Raw genomic sequence first — 16761 nt, forward strand, 5'->3', positions numbered from 1 at the left:
CCCGCCCCAAGAAGGAACGGACGCTTTGGCGCTTAGGAAAGGCTAGATCGAGTACTCCGGCGCGGCCCAGACAACTACTTCGGGGTGCTCGTAGAACCGGTAGCCCTGGCCGCGGACGGTGCGCACGGTGTTGGCGAGGCGGCCCAGCTTGGAACGGAGGCGGCGGATGTGGACGTCGATGGTGCGCTCGTTCGGCACCTCTTCGGCATTCCGCCACAGGCCCTCGAGCAGTTCATCGCGGCCCACGGTGCGGGTGCCGTTCTCGACGAGGTAGTTGAGGAGCTCGAACTCTTTGAATGTCAGGTTCAGGGATTCGCCGTCGAGGTGGACTTCGCGGCGGGCGAGGTCGATCAGCACGCCGGACGGACGGGGGTCCTGTGCCGGCTGCAGGCGTGCGGTCTCGGTGCGCTGCCGGGTGTTGACGGTGGGGTCGCCGAACGTGGAACGGACGACGTCGAGCGCGGAACCCGGGGCGCTGGCGGGCGCGACGGCGACGGCGGCATAGCTCTCGGCGCCGGAAACGAGCGACTGGGCGTATGCGCGGATCTCCTGGGCGAGCTTGGCGATGGAGGTGCCGGCAGCTGCAGCGGTTTCTTCGTCGATCCCCATGTAGAGGACGAATCCGCGGGCCACGTTGTCGTTGGGCACGGGCCGGACGGATGCGCCGGCGGCTGGGGCAACAACGGGCGTCGGCGCGGTGAGCGGCGCGGCTTCCTCAGCCGGCACGGCACGCAGCTGGCCGTAAGAATTGGGGTTGTAGCCCTGGGGTGCATAGCCGGGGGCGGGGAAGGCGTTTCCCTGGCCCGCCGGCGGGAAGGCCGGACGGGTACCGAATCCCTGGCGGAGGCCCGACGTCTGGCCTGCCTTGTTGGCGTTACGGACGGAGATGTGGACGTATCCAGATGCAACTGACATGAATGCTTACCTCAATGTGAATGGCCGTCATCGCGGCTCGAATGCTTGGTTCCCCGCAATGAGTCCTGGGGAGGGGCGCCCGACGCTGGGCTGGGGGCGAATGCCTAAAAACTTTGTGGGGTAGAAAGTTAGGCGTGCATTCGACAACAGCGCATGTCGGCAGCAGCGGGTGTGCTGGGCCAATATTCTGCGTCTGCAGGTGCTGTTGAGTTCTTGTTCACAATTGAAAGTGTGCAACGTAACAATGAAAACTTGCAAGTAACATTGGACCGCTTCGTCCGCATCGTGAGACGAAACCCGTGATTGTGGGTCAAATCACAATTCTACGAGGGCGAATTTTGCCGATATTTTTCCAGACCGGTCGGTCGGAAAGCATCATTTTTCGAAGGATATTCGCCCAAGTCCGCCTTTTTCGCCGTATATTCAGCGACATTTGGATAGCGGGAATTCCGGCGCCACAAATCCCTGATTGTCCAGCTATGACGCCATTCGGACGGAAGATCTTGGGCCAAGCACGCGCGCAGGCGCTGGTCAAACGGCTATCCCGGTGGCGACGTCAGCGGTCAGCCCTGCTCGCCGACGACTTCTGGCGCCTCAGCTGTTGATTGCTCACGGTTGTGGTGTCGCCAAGCGTGTAGGTCCGGGTGAACCCGTCCGAGCTCTTGACCGTGACGGAGTCGGAGGAATGGCTGCCGTGGCGGGCTCGGCCACGCGTGCCTGACGCTGTCCCTCGCCCTGCGGTGCCTCGCCCTGCGGTGCGCCGCCCTGCGGTGCGCTCTGGGCCTCGCCTTGCAGCGCGCCCGGCTGCAAGCGGGCGGTGGAAGGCAGGGGCGTGGTTTCCGGAACAGATGGGTGCTGCTGTCCGCTCATTGGTGTCTCCTGCAGGCGTGCGGAATTTGTCCATTCCAGACTGGGAACCCGTCCTGTGACTGGCCTGTTCGGGGCAAGAGCCATGCCTGTGACCCGAGACATCCGCCCGCTGCGCTTTCCAGCTCGCTAGGCTGGCATTCACAGCCGGCGCACAGGAACACCAAAGCGGGGGCTAAACACCAGAACAGAGAGTTGTCCCATGGCCACTTCGCACTCCATGACCAACAACCTTCCCCAGCTCACCCATCCGGACGGCTCACCCATCCGTGCCCTGGTGGTCGACGACGAACCCAGCCTGTCCGAACTGATGAGCATGGGTCTGCGCATGGCGGGCTGGTCGGTTGCCGTGGCCGCTGACGGCCCGGAAGCCGTCAAGCTCGCCAAGGAATTCCGCCCGGACGTCCTCGTGCTGGACGTGATGCTCCCCGGCTTCGACGGCGTTGAGCTGCTCAGCAGAATCCGCTCCTTCGCGCCGGAGGTTCCGGCGCTGTTCCTGACGGCCAAAGACGCCGTGCAGGACCGCATCGTGGGCCTCGCCGCCGGCGGGGACGACTACGTGACCAAGCCCTTCAGCATGGAGGAGGTCCTGCTGCGCCTGCACCGGCTGGTGCAGCGCTCGGGCGTGGCCGCGATGGATTCCGCCGAACTGGTGGTGGGAGACCTGGTCCTGAACCTGGACACCCGCGAAGTCACCCGCGCCGGGGACGAACTGCAGCTCACCGCGACCCAGTTCGAGTTGCTGCGGTACCTCATGGAGAACCCCAAGCGGGTGGTCAGCAAGGCCCAGATCCTGGACCGCGTCTGGAACTACGACTTCGGCGGCCAGGCGAACATCGTTGAGTTGTACATCTCGTACCTGCGCAAAAAGGTGGATGCCGTGCACCCGCCCATGATCCACACGGTCCGCGGTGCGGGCTACGTCATCAAACCGGCAGACTAGGCCGTGGCGAAACTTTCGGGAGCCGCCAGGACCCAGCGCCGCAGCTGGCTGAAACCCGGCACCTGGCATCTCCGCACCCGGCTCGTTCTCGTAGCCATGGCGCTGCTTGTGGCCATCTGCGCCGCGATCGGCCTGTTCAGTTACGCCAGCATGGACGCCTTCCTGACCCGCCAGCTCGACGAGCAACTCACCGGGGCCGCTGACAGGGCCCGCGACTTTGGTCGTCCCCCGCCCGGCAGCACGGGCAACAAGCCCGATCCCCTCGAAGGCCGGGGCCAGCGGGTGGGCACCTTGGCGGCCAGGATCCAGGCCGGGCAGGTCAGCGCAGGGTTCCTGGCCTCCGATGCCACCCGCAAGGCGCTCTCGGCGGCAGACGACCAGGTTATCCTGGGCCTGAGCCGCGACGGCGTCCCCGTTGACCGGACCCTGTCCACCGGGGCCTACCGGCTGGTCGCCGCCAAGACACCCTATGGCGACGTCATGGTGACCGGGCTCCCCCTCGCCGACAAGCAAAACACCCTGACGTCACTGGTCTGGACCATCACCATCGTGTCGCTGGGCGGCATCGTGCTGATCGGTCTCGCCGGCACGGTGCTCATCCGCCGCACCATGAAGCCGCTGGAGCAGCTCTCGGAGGTGGCCACCCAGGTTTCGCGCCTGCCGCTGGACGCCGGCGAGGTGGCACTCGCCGTCCGCGTCCCGCCGTCGAACGCCCATCCCGGAACCGAAGTGGGCAGTGTGGGGCACGCCCTCAACCAGATGCTGGACAACGTGTCCAATGCGCTGGAGGCGCGCCAGGAGAGCGAAATGAAGGTCCGCCAGTTCGTGGCGGATGCCTCGCACGAGCTCCGCACCCCGCTGACGGCCATCCGCGGTTACACCGAGCTGATGCGCATGACCGAAAAGTTCACGCCCGACGGCCAAAGGTCCCTGGCCCGCGTCCAAAGCCAGTCCGAGCGGATGACAACGCTGGTGGAGGATCTTCTGCTGCTGGCCCGGCTGGACGAGGGCCATCCCCTCAAGCTCAGCGACGTGGACCTCACACAGCTCGTGATCGAGACCGTGAGCGACGAAAAGGTCATGGCGCCGGACCGCATCTGGCACCTCGAACTTACCGAGGAGCCGGTAGTGGTCCGCGGCGACGCCTCCCAGCTGCACCAGGTGCTGGCCAACCTGCTGTCGAATGCGCGCAAGCACACTGGACCGGGAACCACCGTGGTGACCGGCGTGATGAGGTCTGCGGACGGCAGCGCCGTGGTCACCGTGACGGACGACGGCGCGGGCATTCCACCGGAGTTCCTGGACCGGGTTTTCGCACGCTTCGCCCGAGCAGACGCGGCACGCGCCACGCCGGCTCACGCGGTCCTCTCGCCCGCCGGCTCCGGCGGACTTCCCGTGCCGGGGGCGGCCCCGGGACCGGGCGCCGCAGGGTCTGCCTCGGCAGAGGGAACCAGCGGCCTGGGGCTGTCCATTGTGCAGTCGATCGTGGAAGCCCACGGCGGAATGGTCGAGGTCACCTCACGGCCCGGCCGGACCGAATTCGCCGTTCGGCTGCCCGCGCAAGGCGCCGCGCCGTCGTCGTGATCCTCGTTACCTAAATGTGACTTAAGCGTTTGCCTCCTGTACCGTCGAAAGAGTGCAGGCACCGTTAGGGCCGCATATCCGGATAGACGCCCAGCTCTGCCGCTTCCCGGATTCCGCTAGTTCAGGCAGAGGCGGGGGAACCAGAGTCCCGGGCTTTCCGCATTAGCCCTTGGGGTGAAGCCGACACGTGAATTTTCCGTGCGGCCGGATGACCTCATCCGAACCCGACAGCTAACTCCGCAGGTGTTGAGAGGCAATCCACCATGTCTGATTACAAGGCACAGGCGCGCCATGACAGCGCCCCCAAGCAGTCCCTTCAGAAACTTTCCCGCCACCGCGCCGAGCCAGCGGCGCCGGCAACCCGCTGGGGCCGGCTGACCGCGGGCATCCCGTCGATTGGCCGCCGCGCAGCCCTGGCGACCACCGCGTGTGCGGTGCTCATCGGCGTCGGCGCGGCAGGACATGCAGCGGACCAGGCAGCACCCCAGGCCGGCTCCGAGGCGGCGACGGCCACGTCGTCCGCGGCGCCGACACTCAACTTCGACAAGACCCTCATCGCTGCGCTGCCGTCGCCGACCGCAGCCGCGGTGGCGCCGCAGTCAATTGCCAAGCCGGCGGCACCCGCGGCGGCCCCGAAGACAGCCGCACCCAAGGCAGCCGCGCCCAAGGCAGCCCCCGCGCCGGCCAAGGCCGCTCCCGCCCCGGCCACTGCGGCCGCCCCCGTCGTGAAAGCTGCCCCGGCCGCTCCGGCTCCCAAGCCCGCAGCCGCCGTAGCCGTGAACGACCCCGCCGGTGCGCAGGCCTATGCCGCCAGCAAGCTCGCTTCCTTCGGCTGGGCCGCGGACCAGATGCAGTGCCTGAAGACCCTTTGGACCAAGGAGTCCGAGTGGCGCACCACCGCCACCAATGCAAGCAGCGGCGCCTACGGCGTAGTGCAGTCCCTGCCCGCCGAGAAGATGGCGAGCCACGGGGCGGACTACCGCACCAACTACCGGACGCAGATCAACTGGGGCCTGGACTACGTCAAGGAACGCTACGGCTCCCCTTGCGGCGCTCTGAACTTCCACCTCGCCAACAACTGGTACTAATCCCCCAGCTGCCAGGCGACTGACGGCGCGCATTTCTGCACCGCTTTGTCGTTGACGCAGGGCCCCGGATCCACGTGATCCAGGGCCCTGCGGCGTCCCTGCCGCTCCGAGCCGCCCGGAAAGTGGTGCAGAAATGCAGCACCCGGCCGGCAGAACCGGCCCTTTTGGGCGAACGGCCGAGAGTTCCACAGGCGGTGCACAGCTTCGACCTAAAGCCCTCTTATGGGACGCCGCCACAGTTGAGGCATGACCCTCACCGACCAGGCCTCCGGATCCACAGCGTCCGCCATGGGCCCGGGCGGGCAGACCGGCAGGACCGGCACAAGCGGGACCGGCGACGGCGGGGCAGGCGGCAACGACGGCGGCCCCGACGGGCAGGCCGGCGCCGCTTCTGCGGACTCCGAGCTGACCTCGCTGCTGAAGTCCAGCACGGCCAAATGGTCCGGGATCGTCTCAGGCGCCAGCCAGGCCGCCAGCCTGGAACTGGCCACGAACACCAACGCGATCGCGCTGGGCGGCTGGAACGGCGGCGATCCCTACCCCACGCTGGCGCAGTTCCAGGAGATGGTGGCCAACGGCGAGATCGGCTACTTCATCTCCGGCGGCGGCATGGGCGGTGGCCCCCGCGGAGGTAACTCCGAGGTTGCCGCATGGGTGGCCGCCAACTTCGATGCCCAGACCCTGGGCAGTTCCACCGTCTAAAAGCTGAGCGAGTAGGCAACCCACCGGCGTGCAGGCGACCGGCGTGCGGCCCAGCCGGGCATCGGTACGCGTCAGAAGACGAAGGAAATGAACTGCCGGCCGTCCCTGTCGGCCTCCACAGTGGCCGAGACCGCGGAGTAGTCCGGGATGTGGAGTACGCCGTCGGGAATGACGCCGGTGTTCGGGCCAACGGCCACGGTACGGATGCCGGCAGCCAACCCGGCCGCGATGCCGGCGGGTGCGTCCTCGAAGACCACGGCCTCTTCGGGTTCCACGCCAAGGAGCTCGGCGGCGCGAAGGTATCCTTCGGGATGCGGTTTGCCGCGGGTGACAAGCTCCGCGGTGACCACCGTGGCGGGCATGGGTAGGCGCGCCGCGTCCATGCGAATGTCCGCCAGGATCCGGTCCGCGGATGTTACGAGTGCCACCGCGTCCCCCGGCAGGCTGCGGAGCAGATCAGTGGCCCCGGGCAGTGCGACGATGCCCTCCGTCCGTAACCGCTCCATCGCGCCGAGTTCAGCGGTGAGCGCCACGACATCCGCGCCGGCCGGGGCGAAGCGCCGCACCGTGTCGGCTGCCTGGACGCCGTGGGACGTCCGCAGAATCTCCGTGATGTCCAGGCCGTAACGCGTGGCGAACTCACCCCATACCTGTTCCACAACCGCTGTGGAATCCACCAGGGTGCCGTCCATGTCGAACAGGACAGCGCGGGCAGTCAGGGTTGCGGCGAGGGAATCGGCAGGAAGGTTCATGCATCCATCCTGCCTCAGGACACATCAACCCTGGTTGTCTGTGACTTGGCCGTTCGGGACTTATTCGGTGGGGCGGGGGATGTACTGCACTGCCCACTTGTTGCCGTCCGGATCGGCGAAATAGACGAAGTGCCCCCAAGCCTGGACGTCGACGTCGCTGACGTCCACGCCGTTGGCCTTGAGTTGGTCATGGGCGGCGTGGATATCACTGACCACCAGTTGGAGGCTGGGCGCCGTGCCGGGAGGGGCGTCGTTGAGGCCCTCGCCGATGGCAATCGAGCAGCCGGACCCCGGCGGGGTGAGCTGGACGAAGCGGATGCCGTCCATGGGCCGCTCGTCGTAATCGGCGTTGAAGCCCACCTTGTTGACGTAGAAATCCTTGGCGCGGTCCACATCGGACACAGGGACAAACACAAGTTCGAGTTTCCAGTCCATGGTGCACAGGCTAGCCGGGGACGCCGGCATCCGGAAGAGCCGGACCGCACCGCAACTGGCGGGCAAGCGGGCCCCCGGGCCAAAAGCCCGGCGCCTGCCGCCGATCAAAAGGCCAGGCGTCAGCCGGCGATGCCGTAGAGGCGGTCTCCGGCGTCGCCCAGGCCGGGCACAATGTAGGACTTCTCGTTCAGCTTCTCGTCGATGGAAGCCAGGACGATGGTGACGTTGGCGTCGGCGAGTTCTTCCTCGAGTTTGGCCAGTCCTTCCGGGGCGGCCAGCAGGCAGATGCAGGTGACATCCGAGGCACCGCGTTTGAACAGGAACTTGATGGCCTCGCGCAGGGTGCCGCCGGTGGCCAGCATCGGGTCAAGAACGAAGATCTGCCGGTCCGTCAGGTTCTCCGGCAGGCGCTCTGCGTAAGTGATGATGTCCAGGGTCTCCTCATCCCGGGCCATGCCCAGGAAGCCGACCTCAGCGGTGGGAACCAACTTGGTCATTCCTTCGAGCATGCCGAGGCCGGCGCGGAGGATGGGAACCACCAGCGGGGTGGGCTTGGTGAAGGCGGTGCCGACCGTTGTGGAAACGGGCGTCTCGATGGTGACCGGCTGGGTGCGGACGTCGCGGGTGGCTTCGTAGGCGAGGAGCGTGACGAGTTCCTCTGTCAGCTGGCGGAATACCGGCGACGGGGTGTTCTTATCCCGCAGGACGGTGAGTTTGTGGGCGACCAGCGGATGGTCCACGACGAGTGTGCGCATGCGTCAAAACTATCATCCGGAGGCCGCGTCCCCTCGTCGGCCTCCGTGGCTGCCGCCGGCACCCGGAGCCTCCTCGCGCGCGGTATCCGCGCCCTGCTCTTGCGCCCGTTCGTTCGGCTCCTTGGCGGTCAGCTCGGCAGGGTGCTCGAACGTCGGTGCGGGGCCGGCTTGCTCCCGCCGCCGGATGACGTGGAAGAGCCGGTGGGCGAGGATGACCATGCCGAGCCAGGCGAGTCCGAGCAGCCACGCCGCGATCACGTCCGTCATCCAGTGGTGGCCCAGGAACACCCTGCTGAGGCCCATGCAAATGATGAACAAGGCCCCCGCGGTGATGACGGAAACCCGGACCCAGGTCTTGTCGGCCTGGAGGCATATCAGGTACACCACCGCGCCGATCACCACTGTGGTGTTGAGGGTGTGGCCGCTGGGGAATGATGGCGAAAACTCGAACGGCGGCACGGCGTCGATGTGGTCCGGGCGGACGCGGCCCAGGAGCGTCTTGCTCACGGTCGTGGCCGTAATGGAGACCGCGGCCGCACCGCCCACCAGGATGAGGGGCCGCCAGCTGCGGCTGACATAGATCAGCCAGGCAACGAGGATGCTTGCCAAAATGGGCATGCCGACGCCGCCGCCTATGTAGGTGAAAGCCGTCACGGCGGTGTCCAGGCCGGGGTTCCGATATTGTTTGGCAAGTTCCAGCACCGGCCTGTCCAGGCCAGCGACGCCGTCCTTGGCCACCACGCTCTGGTACACCTCGGCGCCAAGCAAGGCCAGTGTGATCACCAGCAAGCCGCCGAAGATGAGGGTGATCCACAGGGCCGCATAGGGACCCAGCCACCGGCCGTATCGATCGATCAGGGATTTCATCTTCTCTCCCGTTCCCTCCCGGCGGTGCGCTGTCAGAAGGTAAGTATCCTTAGAAACTATCATTGACCCATGGGACCGGCAGATCCGCAACACCTGGAATGGATGGGCCTTGCCCTGGCGGAGGCCAGGCGGGCGCTGACCACAGAGGACGTGCCCATCGGCGCCGTCGTGATCGGTCCCGACGGCACCGTTCTCGGTTCGGGGCGCAACGAACGGGAAGCGCACGGAGACCCCACTGCCCACGCGGAAATGGTGGCCATTCGCGAGGCGGCGGCCCGGCTCCGCGAGCGCTCCGTCCTCGACGGCGGGACCGGCGACGGCTGGCGGCTCGAGGACTGCACTCTGGTGGTGACGCTGGAGCCGTGCGCCATGTGCGCCGGGGCCATCGTTCTTGCGCGGATCCACCGCGTGGTGTTCGGGGCCTGGGACGAGAAGGCCGGCGCGGCCGGTTCCGTTTTCGATATCCTCCGTGAGCGCCGCCTCAACCACTGGGTGGAGGTCTACGCGGGGGTGCAGGAAGAGGAATGCGGTGCGCTGCTGCGGGAGTTCTTCACCGCGCACCGGGGCACCGAGGCCTGGCCCCCGCTGCCGGCTGACGGCTCCGGGGATCCTTCGCCGGTGGCATAGCCGGCGGCAAAGGCGGTGGCTTGGCCGCGGACTCAGCCGTTGGCGGCATCCAGCGCGTCGATCCGTTCCTGCCGTGACGCCACGGAATCCAGGCTGAAGGACCGGAAATCGCCCAGGTCCTCCTGGATCCAGGCTTCCACCTCTGCGATGCGCTGCCTAGCGGCGGAAGTGGCGCCATCGAAGAGCCAGTAAGCGATCCTCGCCCTGCCGGGATCGTACTGCCACAGTCCGATGATCCTGCCGCGGTCCAGAATCGGGTGGTCCGGGAGGTCGGCCTGCAGCGCGAGGGTGGAGTTCAGCACCTTCCTGTACCTGTCCTCCTCCGCGAACAGGTCAGCTGAGTTCCGCCGCTGCAGGACGAGCGAATCGGTGCCGGCCAGCAATTGGATCTGCTCCTCTTCCGGCGGCGCAAACGCGGCAAGGCTTTCGACGTCGTGGGGCAGCATCCAGAGCACGTCGCCGCCCGCGGTGGGCTGTTCCACGGCTCCGACCCCGGCCAGGGCGGCCCTGCTGTGCGCCACCGTGAAGCCGGTAAACCATTGGGACTGTTTGAGGGTGGCACCGCCCGTCCAGCCCAGGTAACGGCCGATCAGTTCGGTCCGGGCATCCTCCGGGCCGAGCTTGCCGGGCGGCGGCTCCCACAGGGCGTAGGCATAGCGCTGCTGGTCCAGGCGCCCGTTGACGGGGACCCGGCGGATCCGGCCGTCTGCCTGCAGCAGCCCCAGGGCCGTGGGCAGGGTGGTGGCCGCGCCCTTCTTCTTGCCCTCCTCCCCGAGGTTCCGGACCGATTCGCCCAGCTCGTCCTTGAGCTGTTTGGGATCCATCGGGCCCTCGGCCTCCGAGAGCACGTGCAGGATCTGCTCTTCGAGCAGCGTCATCTCGCCCCGGTCCACGCCCAGCCGGCCCAGCACCCTGAAGGCTTCTTCCGCGTTCTTGCCCAGGCTCAGCGCCCAGGCAAAGTCCTCCCGGCCCAGGACGTACGTGCAGCCGCGCGCGGTGGGAAGCTCATGGATCCTCAAGTCAAGGACGTCCTGGTCCACCTGGTCGCGGCGGATCCCGGCGCGGGCGAACAGGGTCAGGTATGGGTTGGCGCCGCCCACCGACCTCGCCCAGCCTGCCCGGGCGAGCACTTCTTGCGAGGTGGCGCCGGCGAGCGTGCCGTCCAGCCCCTGCCTGTGCCAGGCCCAGGCGCGGAGCAGTTCCGGCGTGAGGTCCTCGGCGTTGAGTTCTGCCGTATCGGGTCCTGCTGCGCCGAGGCATCCGGAGGACGAGACGTTGATGGTCATGCGCTCATTGTCCACCAGCATGCCGGTCCGAGGAATGGTCAGTCCCGCGGCGTACCTCCGCCGATAGTGTCGAGCACCCACCGTGCGGTCGCATCCCACCCGGGCAGCAGGTCCCTGCCGGTGAGTGCCGCCTGGCGCCATTGCTCCCGTAACTCCGGGGTGGCGAGCCAGGCTCGCAGGGTTGCTGCGAGCGGGGCCGGGTCCCGGTCAAGGACGACGGCGGCCCCCGGCAGCGCGGCTTCGTCACCTGCCGGCGCACCCAGCTTCAGCGCCTCCACGGCGCCCGTGCCGCTCCGGACGACCACCGGAATGCCGTGCGCCAGCGATTCGGTGACCGACATGCCGAAGGCTTCCACCTTGGAGACGAGCAGGCTCATGTCCGCGGCATGCCATTCGTCTTCCAGCGCCTGCCCTGTCAGTTCGCCGGCGAGACGTACCCGGTCCTCCAACCCGTACTCCTCCAATGCCGCCCGGACTTCCAGGGCGTAATCGCGGTCCGCCTCATCAGAACCGATCAGCGCTGCCGTCCACGGGAGGTCCGTCACCTGCGCCAGGGCGCCGAGCAGGATGAGTTGGTCTTTGTTCGGCAACAGCGCGGCCACGGAGACCAGGTACGGCGGTTCGGAGCCCTTGGCCAGTTCGGCCTGGTTGGTTCCGGGCAGCGCCACGTGGACCTGGGCCAGGCCGTGGCGGCGGATGATCTCCGCCGCCGCAGATCCGCTCGTGCAGATCACGCCCGCTGCCGCGGCGAGGGCACGGATTTCCAGTTCCGGATGGTCCAGCAGCGGCATGTGCAGCAGAACCCACGGCCGCTGCCCTGCGGCGGCGGCCGCTTCCATCGCCTCGGGCGCGCCGGAGGCGACCAGACCGTCGACGATCGTGACGGTCCCGCCGGCTCCCTGTTCCGGGGTTCCGGTTCCCGACCCCAGCAAACCGGCCAGCCGCCGTCGTTCTTCACTGCTGCCTACGGGCCAGGCGCCGTCGACCGATTCCATGGCAACGCTGACGCCCAGCCGGCGCAAACCCTGCACCAGCGAAGCGTTGTAGACGTTTCCGCCGGAGTTGTGGCGGATATTGCCCGGGACAAGCAGCCGGACGGCTGGCAGAGGAGGTTGCATGGGTTACCCGCGGGATAGCTCAAGGGCGTAGGACGCCCAGGCATCGGGGTTTTCACGCAGTGTGACGTCCAGGCCGGCCAAGTCACGGCCGTCGTCGTCTTCGCGGAGCCGCCCCGCCACGGCCTCCGCGATGTACTGGGCCAGCGCCTCCGTGGTGCTGAGTTTGCCGGCAAAATCGGGGTGCTCATCCAGGTTGCGGTAGTTGAGCCCGGCGAGCACCTCCTCGAGGATGCCGCCGGCCGCGCCGATATCCAGGACGATGGCGTCGTCATTGAGGGCCCGACGGCGGAAGGTCACCTCGGCGACGAACGTGGCGCCGTGCAGGCCCTGGGCCGGGCCGAACGCCTCCCGGGGAAGGCTGTGGGCGATCATGAAGTGGCGTCGGACGGTCAGGCTGAACACTGGTTACCTCGTGGTTTCTGTGGTCGGGTATTCGATGACATGGCACAGCGCGTCCAAAGTGCCGTCCGAAAGCTGCTGGACGACGTCGGGCAGTTCCCTGAAAGCGGACGTGCCCGTGAGGAAGGCGTCAAAGACGGGGTCCTTCAGGAGCGACACCGCGGTTTCCAGGCGGTCGGCGTTGGTGCGGCGGTGCCGGCGCGCCCTTGCGACGGCGCCTACCTGGCTGGCACGGATGGACAGCCGGCGGGCGTGGAAATCCTCCCCCAGCGGCAGGCTGACCCTCCGGTCCGCGTACCAGGACATCTCGATGATTTCGCCTTCGTCCCCAACAAGCTTGAGGCTGCGTTCCAGGCCGCCTTCCGAGGCAGAGCAGTGGAAGACGATGTCGCAGTCCGGAAGGGCATCGTCCGGGAGCGCGAAGTCGATGCCCAGGGCATCGGCCAGTTCCTTCCGGGCGGGGTCCAGGTCCACGAGCTGAAGCCTCGCCAGGGGGAAGGTGCGCAGCAGCGTGGCCACCATGCCGCCCACCAGGCCGGCCCCGATCACCGCGATGCGGTCGCCGAGCCTGGGCCCCGCCTCCCACAGGCCGTTGACGGCGGTTTCCACCGTGCCGGTGAGCACCGCGCGGCGGGGAGGAACGCCGTCGGGAACGCGTGTGAGGGCCGAGACCGGGACCACGTACCGGTCCTGGTGCGGATGGAGGCAGAACACCGTCTGGCCTGCCCAGTCCTCCGGCCCTTCCTCGACAACCCCCACGGAAAGGTAACCGAACTTCACGGGCCCGGGGAAGGAGCCTTCCTGGTACGGGGCGCGCATCTGCTCGGCAACGCAGGCCGGAACGGACGCGTGGTGCACCACGAGTTCGGTGCCCTTGCTGATGCCCGAATACAGCGTCCGGACCAGCGCTTCGCCGGGGCCCGGCACGGGCAGCTCCTCGGCGCGGAGCTCGCCCTGGCCTGGGCCGACGGTCCAATATGCCTTTGCTTCTGCGGAATTCTGGGTAATAGTCATCTTGCTGACGAATCTAGTGCCCGGCCGGTCCAACGGGAAGGACCGGACCGGCGTGGCCCGCATGGCGGACGCCCCGGGAGCCTCGTTTTGGGGATGGGCGCCTTGCTCCGGTACCCTGTACAGGTTGGTGACGTGTCCGAGCGGCCGAAGGTGCAACACTCGAAATGTTGTTTGGTGTCAAAGCCAACGTGGGTTCAAATCCCACCGTCACCGCCAAATGAGAAAGGCCCCGCTCCCCTTGTGAACAAAGGGAAGCGGGGCCTTTTGCTGTGCGGGCGTTAGTGCTCCGCCTCTGCCGCAGCAGCCTTCTTGGCGATTTTCTCGGCGTCCTTCTCGGCGCGCAGGATCTCCGTCTCGTGCTGTTCCTCGGCTTTTTCCCGGTGGATGACCGCGGCGAAGAGCTTCTCCATCTCCTTGGCCACGCCGGCGGCTGAGGCCGGGTTCTGGCCGGTCACCAGCCGGTCGTCAACCACGACCTTCTCCGCAAAGACATCAGCGGAGACGTGGGTGGCGCCCTGTTCCTCAAGTCGGTCTGCCAAAAAGAACGGGATGACCTTGTCTTTCCCTGCGGCAACCTCCTCGTCGTTGGTGAAGCCGGCCACCTTCCGGCCCTCGACGAGGCGAAGCCCGTTCTCCAATTCCACGTTCAGCAGGCCGGCCGGTCCGTGGCAGACCGCGCCCACCAAGCCGCCGGCATTGTAGACGCTGGCAACCAGGTTCTGCAGGCCTTCGCTGTCCGGGAAGTCCCACATGGTGCCGTGGCCGCCCACGAGATAGACGGCGTCGTACTGTTCGGGATCAACGACGTCGACGCGGGCAGTGTTGTACAGACCGGCGCGCGTGGTCTCGTCCTCCGTGAAGGCAACCTGGATGGGATCGTCCGAGTCCACCTCGTCGCGCGGGGGCTGGCCGCCCTGGATGGACGCGAAGTCGACGAAATGCCCGGAATCCTTGAAGACCTTCCAGGGATGTGCAGCCTCGGCCACGTTGTAGCCGGTCTTCTCTCCCGTATCGCCGATCTCGGAAACGCTGGTCAGTACCATGAGGATTTTCTTCATGAAGTGCTCCTATCGTCCAACTTCCACCCTACGCCCAGCCCAATTCGGGCCTTCTCTCCCTGTCTGAGACGGTGTACTCGTCTGCGCCTCGAATCGCCCCGAGGCCCCGGCTTCCCTTTGGTTCAAGGGAAGCCGGGGCCTCTTCGCTTTTGCTGGTTTAGTCACTCCGGCGCTACATTGCGGCGGGGTGCTGGTCTCCCTTGTGTCCGCGCAGATTTTCCTGGACCTTGCCGAACAGATCCTTGATGGTGGACTCGGTATTGGTCAGCATGTCCGGCTGGACGTAGACATTATGGGTCGGGGACACCGTGTAGGTGGTCTGGAGTCCGCCGCTGCTGTCCACTCCTTCCAAAGCGATGGTCACTCCGGAGTCCTTCCGGGCGATCGCGCCGATCCGTCCGAACACCAGTGTGGCCTCATCGGGCTGGAAGCTGACCGTCAGTCCGATGTGCGTACGGTTAAGGTCGGTGGCCGCAACAGCCTTCTCGTTGCCAGTGCCTGCGTAATTCATGACTACTCCTTGCGTGAGAGAAAGCGACTTACGTCAAGAAGTCTATGGCTGCCTGTTAACGCCGTATAGGATCACCAGGCCCGCTCCCGGCATACGGCGCCCGCACCGCCGCCGCCCACGTTCCCGCGTTGGGCGGGGCGTGGGCGGCGGACGGCCTAGATACTGTACTCGGTCTTAATCACGCATTGGCGAGCTCTGGCTCCCGTGGCGGCGCCTCCTCCCGCTGCTTCCGGGACTTGGCGAACCTCAGGTAAAGCGACGGCACCACGAAGAGGTTAAGCAGCGTGGACGTCACCAGCCCGCCAAGAATGACCATTGCCATCGGATGCTCGATCTCGTGGCCCGGGATTTCGCCCAAAACCACCAGCGGAACGAGGGCAAGCCCGGTGGCAAGCGTGGTCATCAGGATCGGCGAAAGTCGTTCACCAGCCCCGCGCAGCACCAGTTCGGGCCCGAACTTCATGCCCTCATACTTCTCGAGGTACTGGCAGTGGTTGATGAGCAGGATGCCGTTCCTCGCCGCGATGCCCATGACCGTCAGGAAGCCCACAATGGAGCCCAGTGACAGGACACCTCCTCCCAACCAGGCGGCGAACACGCCGCCCACGAGGGCGATCGGCAGCGTGAGGATGACCAGCGTGGCCAGCCGCCAGCTTGAGAAGGCCACCTGCAGCAGCAGGTAAATTACGGCCAGCGCCACGGCGGCGAGGGTCAGCAGCGTGGTGGTTGCCTCTTGCCGTTCCTGGAACTCGCCGAGGACTTCCGTGCGGAAGCCCGCCGGCAGCTCCACATCCTTCAGACCTTCCTCCATCGCCGCGACCACGGTGCCCAGGGATCCTTCCGTCACGTTCGCCTCGATGTCGATCCGCCTGGAGTGGGCATCACGTTCGATGACATTGGGCGTCGGTTTGACCTCGACGCCGGCCACATCGGACAACAGGATTTTCTCTCCGCTGGGGGTATCTATGGGGAGGTTCCTGATTGCGGTGAGGTCGGAGCGGACTTCCACTGGGCTCCAGACCTGGACGTCGTAGGCCTTGCCGCCCCGGTAGACGTCGCCGACTTCCTCACCGGCCACCAGCGTTGCCGCGGCCCGCCTGACATCGCCCGGCTTCAGCCCGTAGCTCTGGGCCTTTTCCAGATCGACCTCGATATTGATCTGTGGAATGTCCTTTTGCAGCTCCGTGTGGACGTCGATGGCACCCTCGGTCCCGTCAAAGATCCCCTGGATCTCGGCGGCCTTTGAACGCAGGAGCGCCAGATCGTCCCCGTAAAGCCGGACGACGACGGCGGTGCTGGCGCCCGTTAGAACCTCGCGGATCCTCTCCTTCAGGTAGGTTTGAACGTCGCGAACAATACCGGGATAACCTTCCACAACTTCGTGAACTGCGGCCAACGTTTTGTCATAGTCCACTGCAGGGTCGATGCTGATCCAGTTCTCACCGAAATACACGCCCACCACTTCATCAGCGTTGAAGGCCTGGCCGATGTGGGCGCCGCAGTTTCGGACGCCCGGGATGGTCATGAGCTCAGTGCAGGCCTTCTGACTAATGCGATATTCCTCCTGGACCGATGTGCCCGGCTGGGTCAGCCAGTGCATGAGGAAGTCACGTTCCTTGAAGTCCGGCAGCAGCGACTGCCCCAACAGCGGTGCGGTGATGGCGCCAATAGCCGCCATTGCCCCGAAGGTGGCGTAACCGGCCGCCGGACGCCGAATGATCTTACGCAGCACCTTGTGATAGCCGCGCTTGAGCACCCGGACCAGGGGTGGTTCCTGCTCCTTTAGTGGGACCTTGCGCATGAAGATCAGCGCGAGGGCAGGGGTGACAGTCAAGGCCAC

General features: G+C 66.5%; 17 protein-coding genes, 1 tRNA gene and 1 riboswitch. Of the genes, 6 read left to right on the top strand and 12 right to left on the bottom strand.

All coding sequences use genetic code 11. From position 1 onward, the window contains the following. Positions 1 to 42: 42 nt before the first annotated feature. Complete coding sequence (locus tag CXQ90_RS18820; protein ID WP_104140877.1) at positions 43 to 915, bottom strand: winged helix-turn-helix domain-containing protein; 873 nt, start codon at positions 913 to 915, stop codon at positions 43 to 45. Between the two features lie 1069 nt (positions 916 to 1984). Here CXQ90_RS18820 and CXQ90_RS18825 point away from each other — a divergent pair. The 4 genes from CXQ90_RS18825 to CXQ90_RS18840 all read left to right on the top strand — a co-directional run bounded on the left by CXQ90_RS18825 (position 1985) and on the right by CXQ90_RS18840 (position 6099). Then, entirely contained in the window at positions 1985 to 2725 is a 741-nt protein-coding gene (locus tag CXQ90_RS18825) for a response regulator transcription factor (protein ID WP_104140878.1), read from the top strand. Between the two features lie 3 nt (positions 2726 to 2728). Continuing rightward, positions 2729 to 4309, top strand: a complete 1581-nt coding sequence (locus CXQ90_RS18830; protein ID WP_104140879.1) for a HAMP domain-containing sensor histidine kinase — start codon at positions 2729 to 2731, stop codon at positions 4307 to 4309. A 104-nt stretch (positions 4310 to 4413) separates the two neighbouring features. Beyond that, positions 4414 to 4567, top strand: a riboswitch (cyclic di-AMP (ydaO/yuaA leader). 5 nt (positions 4568 to 4572) lie between these two features. Continuing rightward, the gene (locus CXQ90_RS18835) at positions 4573 to 5397 is read left to right on the top strand and encodes a hypothetical protein (protein WP_104140880.1); all 825 of its coding nucleotides are present in this window, start codon (positions 4573 to 4575) and stop codon (positions 5395 to 5397) included. 246 nt (positions 5398 to 5643) lie between these two features. Beyond that, positions 5644 to 6099: a hypothetical protein gene (locus CXQ90_RS18840; RefSeq protein WP_258064598.1), complete on the top strand. Its 456-nt coding sequence runs from the start codon at positions 5644 to 5646 to the stop codon at positions 6097 to 6099. A gap of 71 nt (positions 6100 to 6170) precedes the next feature. Here the strand turns inward: CXQ90_RS18840 and CXQ90_RS18845 are convergent, their stop codons facing one another. The 4 genes from CXQ90_RS18845 to CXQ90_RS18860 form a co-directional block, all read right to left on the bottom strand. Next, positions 6171 to 6851 carry an HAD-IA family hydrolase gene (locus CXQ90_RS18845; RefSeq protein WP_104140881.1) on the bottom strand — a complete coding sequence of 227 codons (681 nt, stop codon included), beginning with the start codon at positions 6849 to 6851 and terminating at the stop codon, positions 6171 to 6173. 60 nt (positions 6852 to 6911) lie between these two features. After that, positions 6912 to 7286, bottom strand: coding sequence for a glyoxalase superfamily protein (locus CXQ90_RS18850; protein WP_104140882.1), 375 nt, complete (start codon positions 7284 to 7286; stop codon positions 6912 to 6914). Positions 7287 to 7405: 119 nt separating this feature from the next. Continuing rightward, positions 7406 to 8041 carry a uracil phosphoribosyltransferase gene (upp, locus tag CXQ90_RS18855; protein ID WP_104140883.1) on the bottom strand — a complete coding sequence of 212 codons (636 nt, stop codon included), beginning with the start codon at positions 8039 to 8041 and terminating at the stop codon, positions 7406 to 7408. A 12-nt stretch (positions 8042 to 8053) separates the two neighbouring features. Next, positions 8054 to 8908, bottom strand: a complete 855-nt coding sequence (locus CXQ90_RS18860) for a phosphatase PAP2 family protein (protein WP_104140884.1) — start codon at positions 8906 to 8908, stop codon at positions 8054 to 8056. Between the two features lie 69 nt (positions 8909 to 8977). Between CXQ90_RS18860 and CXQ90_RS18865 the strand changes: the two genes are divergently transcribed. Continuing rightward, on the top strand, positions 8978 to 9535 hold the full coding sequence (locus tag CXQ90_RS18865; protein WP_258064599.1) for a nucleoside deaminase: 558 nt from the start codon (positions 8978 to 8980) through the stop codon (positions 9533 to 9535). 32 nt (positions 9536 to 9567) lie between these two features. Here the strand turns inward: CXQ90_RS18865 and CXQ90_RS18870 are convergent, their stop codons facing one another. From CXQ90_RS18870 to CXQ90_RS18885, 4 genes are read right to left on the bottom strand one after another with little or no spacing between them, the layout of a single operon-like run. Next, positions 9568 to 10821: a crosslink repair DNA glycosylase YcaQ family protein gene (locus CXQ90_RS18870; protein ID WP_104140895.1), complete on the bottom strand. Its 1254-nt coding sequence runs from the start codon at positions 10819 to 10821 to the stop codon at positions 9568 to 9570. A gap of 38 nt (positions 10822 to 10859) precedes the next feature. Continuing rightward, positions 10860 to 11939, bottom strand: a complete 1080-nt coding sequence (locus tag CXQ90_RS18875; RefSeq protein ID WP_104140885.1) for a glycosyltransferase family 4 protein — start codon at positions 11937 to 11939, stop codon at positions 10860 to 10862. Positions 11940 to 11942: 3 nt separating this feature from the next. Continuing rightward, positions 11943 to 12341, bottom strand: coding sequence for a 6-carboxytetrahydropterin synthase (locus CXQ90_RS18880; RefSeq protein WP_104140886.1), 399 nt, complete (start codon positions 12339 to 12341; stop codon positions 11943 to 11945). A 3-nt stretch (positions 12342 to 12344) separates the two neighbouring features. Next, entirely contained in the window at positions 12345 to 13352 is a 1008-nt protein-coding gene (locus tag CXQ90_RS18885) for a zinc-binding alcohol dehydrogenase (protein WP_104140896.1), read from the bottom strand. A gap of 126 nt (positions 13353 to 13478) precedes the next feature. Here CXQ90_RS18885 and CXQ90_RS18890 point away from each other — a divergent pair. Continuing rightward, positions 13479 to 13568 (top strand) — tRNA-Ser (locus CXQ90_RS18890). 62 nt (positions 13569 to 13630) lie between these two features. Here CXQ90_RS18890 and CXQ90_RS18895 read toward each other — a convergent pair. From CXQ90_RS18895 to CXQ90_RS18905, 3 genes are all read right to left on the bottom strand, one after another. Then, positions 13631 to 14410: a type 1 glutamine amidotransferase domain-containing protein gene (locus CXQ90_RS18895; protein ID WP_104140887.1), complete on the bottom strand. Its 780-nt coding sequence runs from the start codon at positions 14408 to 14410 to the stop codon at positions 13631 to 13633. A 172-nt stretch (positions 14411 to 14582) separates the two neighbouring features. After that, positions 14583 to 14921: a hypothetical protein gene (locus CXQ90_RS18900; protein WP_104140888.1), complete on the bottom strand. Its 339-nt coding sequence runs from the start codon at positions 14919 to 14921 to the stop codon at positions 14583 to 14585. A 178-nt stretch (positions 14922 to 15099) separates the two neighbouring features. Next, on the bottom strand, positions 15100 to 16761 hold a 1662-nt coding region (locus tag CXQ90_RS18905), incomplete at its 5' end, for an efflux RND transporter permease subunit (protein ID WP_146068933.1).

It is taken from the genome of Arthrobacter sp. ZGTC131 (genome assembly GCF_002929275.1).
Lineage (GTDB): Bacteria > Actinomycetota > Actinomycetes > Actinomycetales > Micrococcaceae > Arthrobacter.

Bases quoted from the DNA above. Each gene is read 5' to 3' on its own strand.
- CXQ90_RS18865 (WP_258064599.1), top strand. From the start codon at position 8,978: ATGGGACCGGCAGATCCGCAACACCTGGAATGGATGGGCCTTGCCCTG.
- CXQ90_RS18820 (WP_104140877.1), bottom strand. From the start codon at position 915: ATGTCAGTTGCATCTGGATACGTCCACATCTCCGTCCGTAACGCCAAC.
- CXQ90_RS18860 (WP_104140884.1), bottom strand. From the start codon at position 8,908: ATGAAATCCCTGATCGATCGATACGGCCGGTGGCTGGGTCCCTATGCG.
- CXQ90_RS18900 (WP_104140888.1), bottom strand. From the start codon at position 14,921: ATGAATTACGCAGGCACTGGCAACGAGAAGGCTGTTGCGGCCACCGAC.
- CXQ90_RS18835 (WP_104140880.1), top strand. From the start codon at position 4,573: ATGTCTGATTACAAGGCACAGGCGCGCCATGACAGCGCCCCCAAGCAG.
- CXQ90_RS18850 (WP_104140882.1), bottom strand. From the start codon at position 7,286: ATGGACTGGAAACTCGAACTTGTGTTTGTCCCTGTGTCCGATGTGGAC.
- CXQ90_RS18825 (WP_104140878.1), top strand. From the start codon at position 1,985: ATGGCCACTTCGCACTCCATGACCAACAACCTTCCCCAGCTCACCCAT.
- CXQ90_RS18845 (WP_104140881.1), bottom strand. From the start codon at position 6,851: ATGAACCTTCCTGCCGATTCCCTCGCCGCAACCCTGACTGCCCGCGCT.
- upp (WP_104140883.1), bottom strand. From the start codon at position 8,041: ATGCGCACACTCGTCGTGGACCATCCGCTGGTCGCCCACAAACTCACC.
- CXQ90_RS18895 (WP_104140887.1), bottom strand. From the start codon at position 14,410: ATGAAGAAAATCCTCATGGTACTGACCAGCGTTTCCGAGATCGGCGAT.
- CXQ90_RS18875 (WP_104140885.1), bottom strand. From the start codon at position 11,939: ATGCAACCTCCTCTGCCAGCCGTCCGGCTGCTTGTCCCGGGCAATATC.
- CXQ90_RS18885 (WP_104140896.1), bottom strand. From the start codon at position 13,352: ATGACTATTACCCAGAATTCCGCAGAAGCAAAGGCATATTGGACCGTC.
- CXQ90_RS18840 (WP_258064598.1), top strand. From the start codon at position 5,644: ATGACCCTCACCGACCAGGCCTCCGGATCCACAGCGTCCGCCATGGGC.
- CXQ90_RS18870 (WP_104140895.1), bottom strand. From the start codon at position 10,821: ATGACCATCAACGTCTCGTCCTCCGGATGCCTCGGCGCAGCAGGACCC.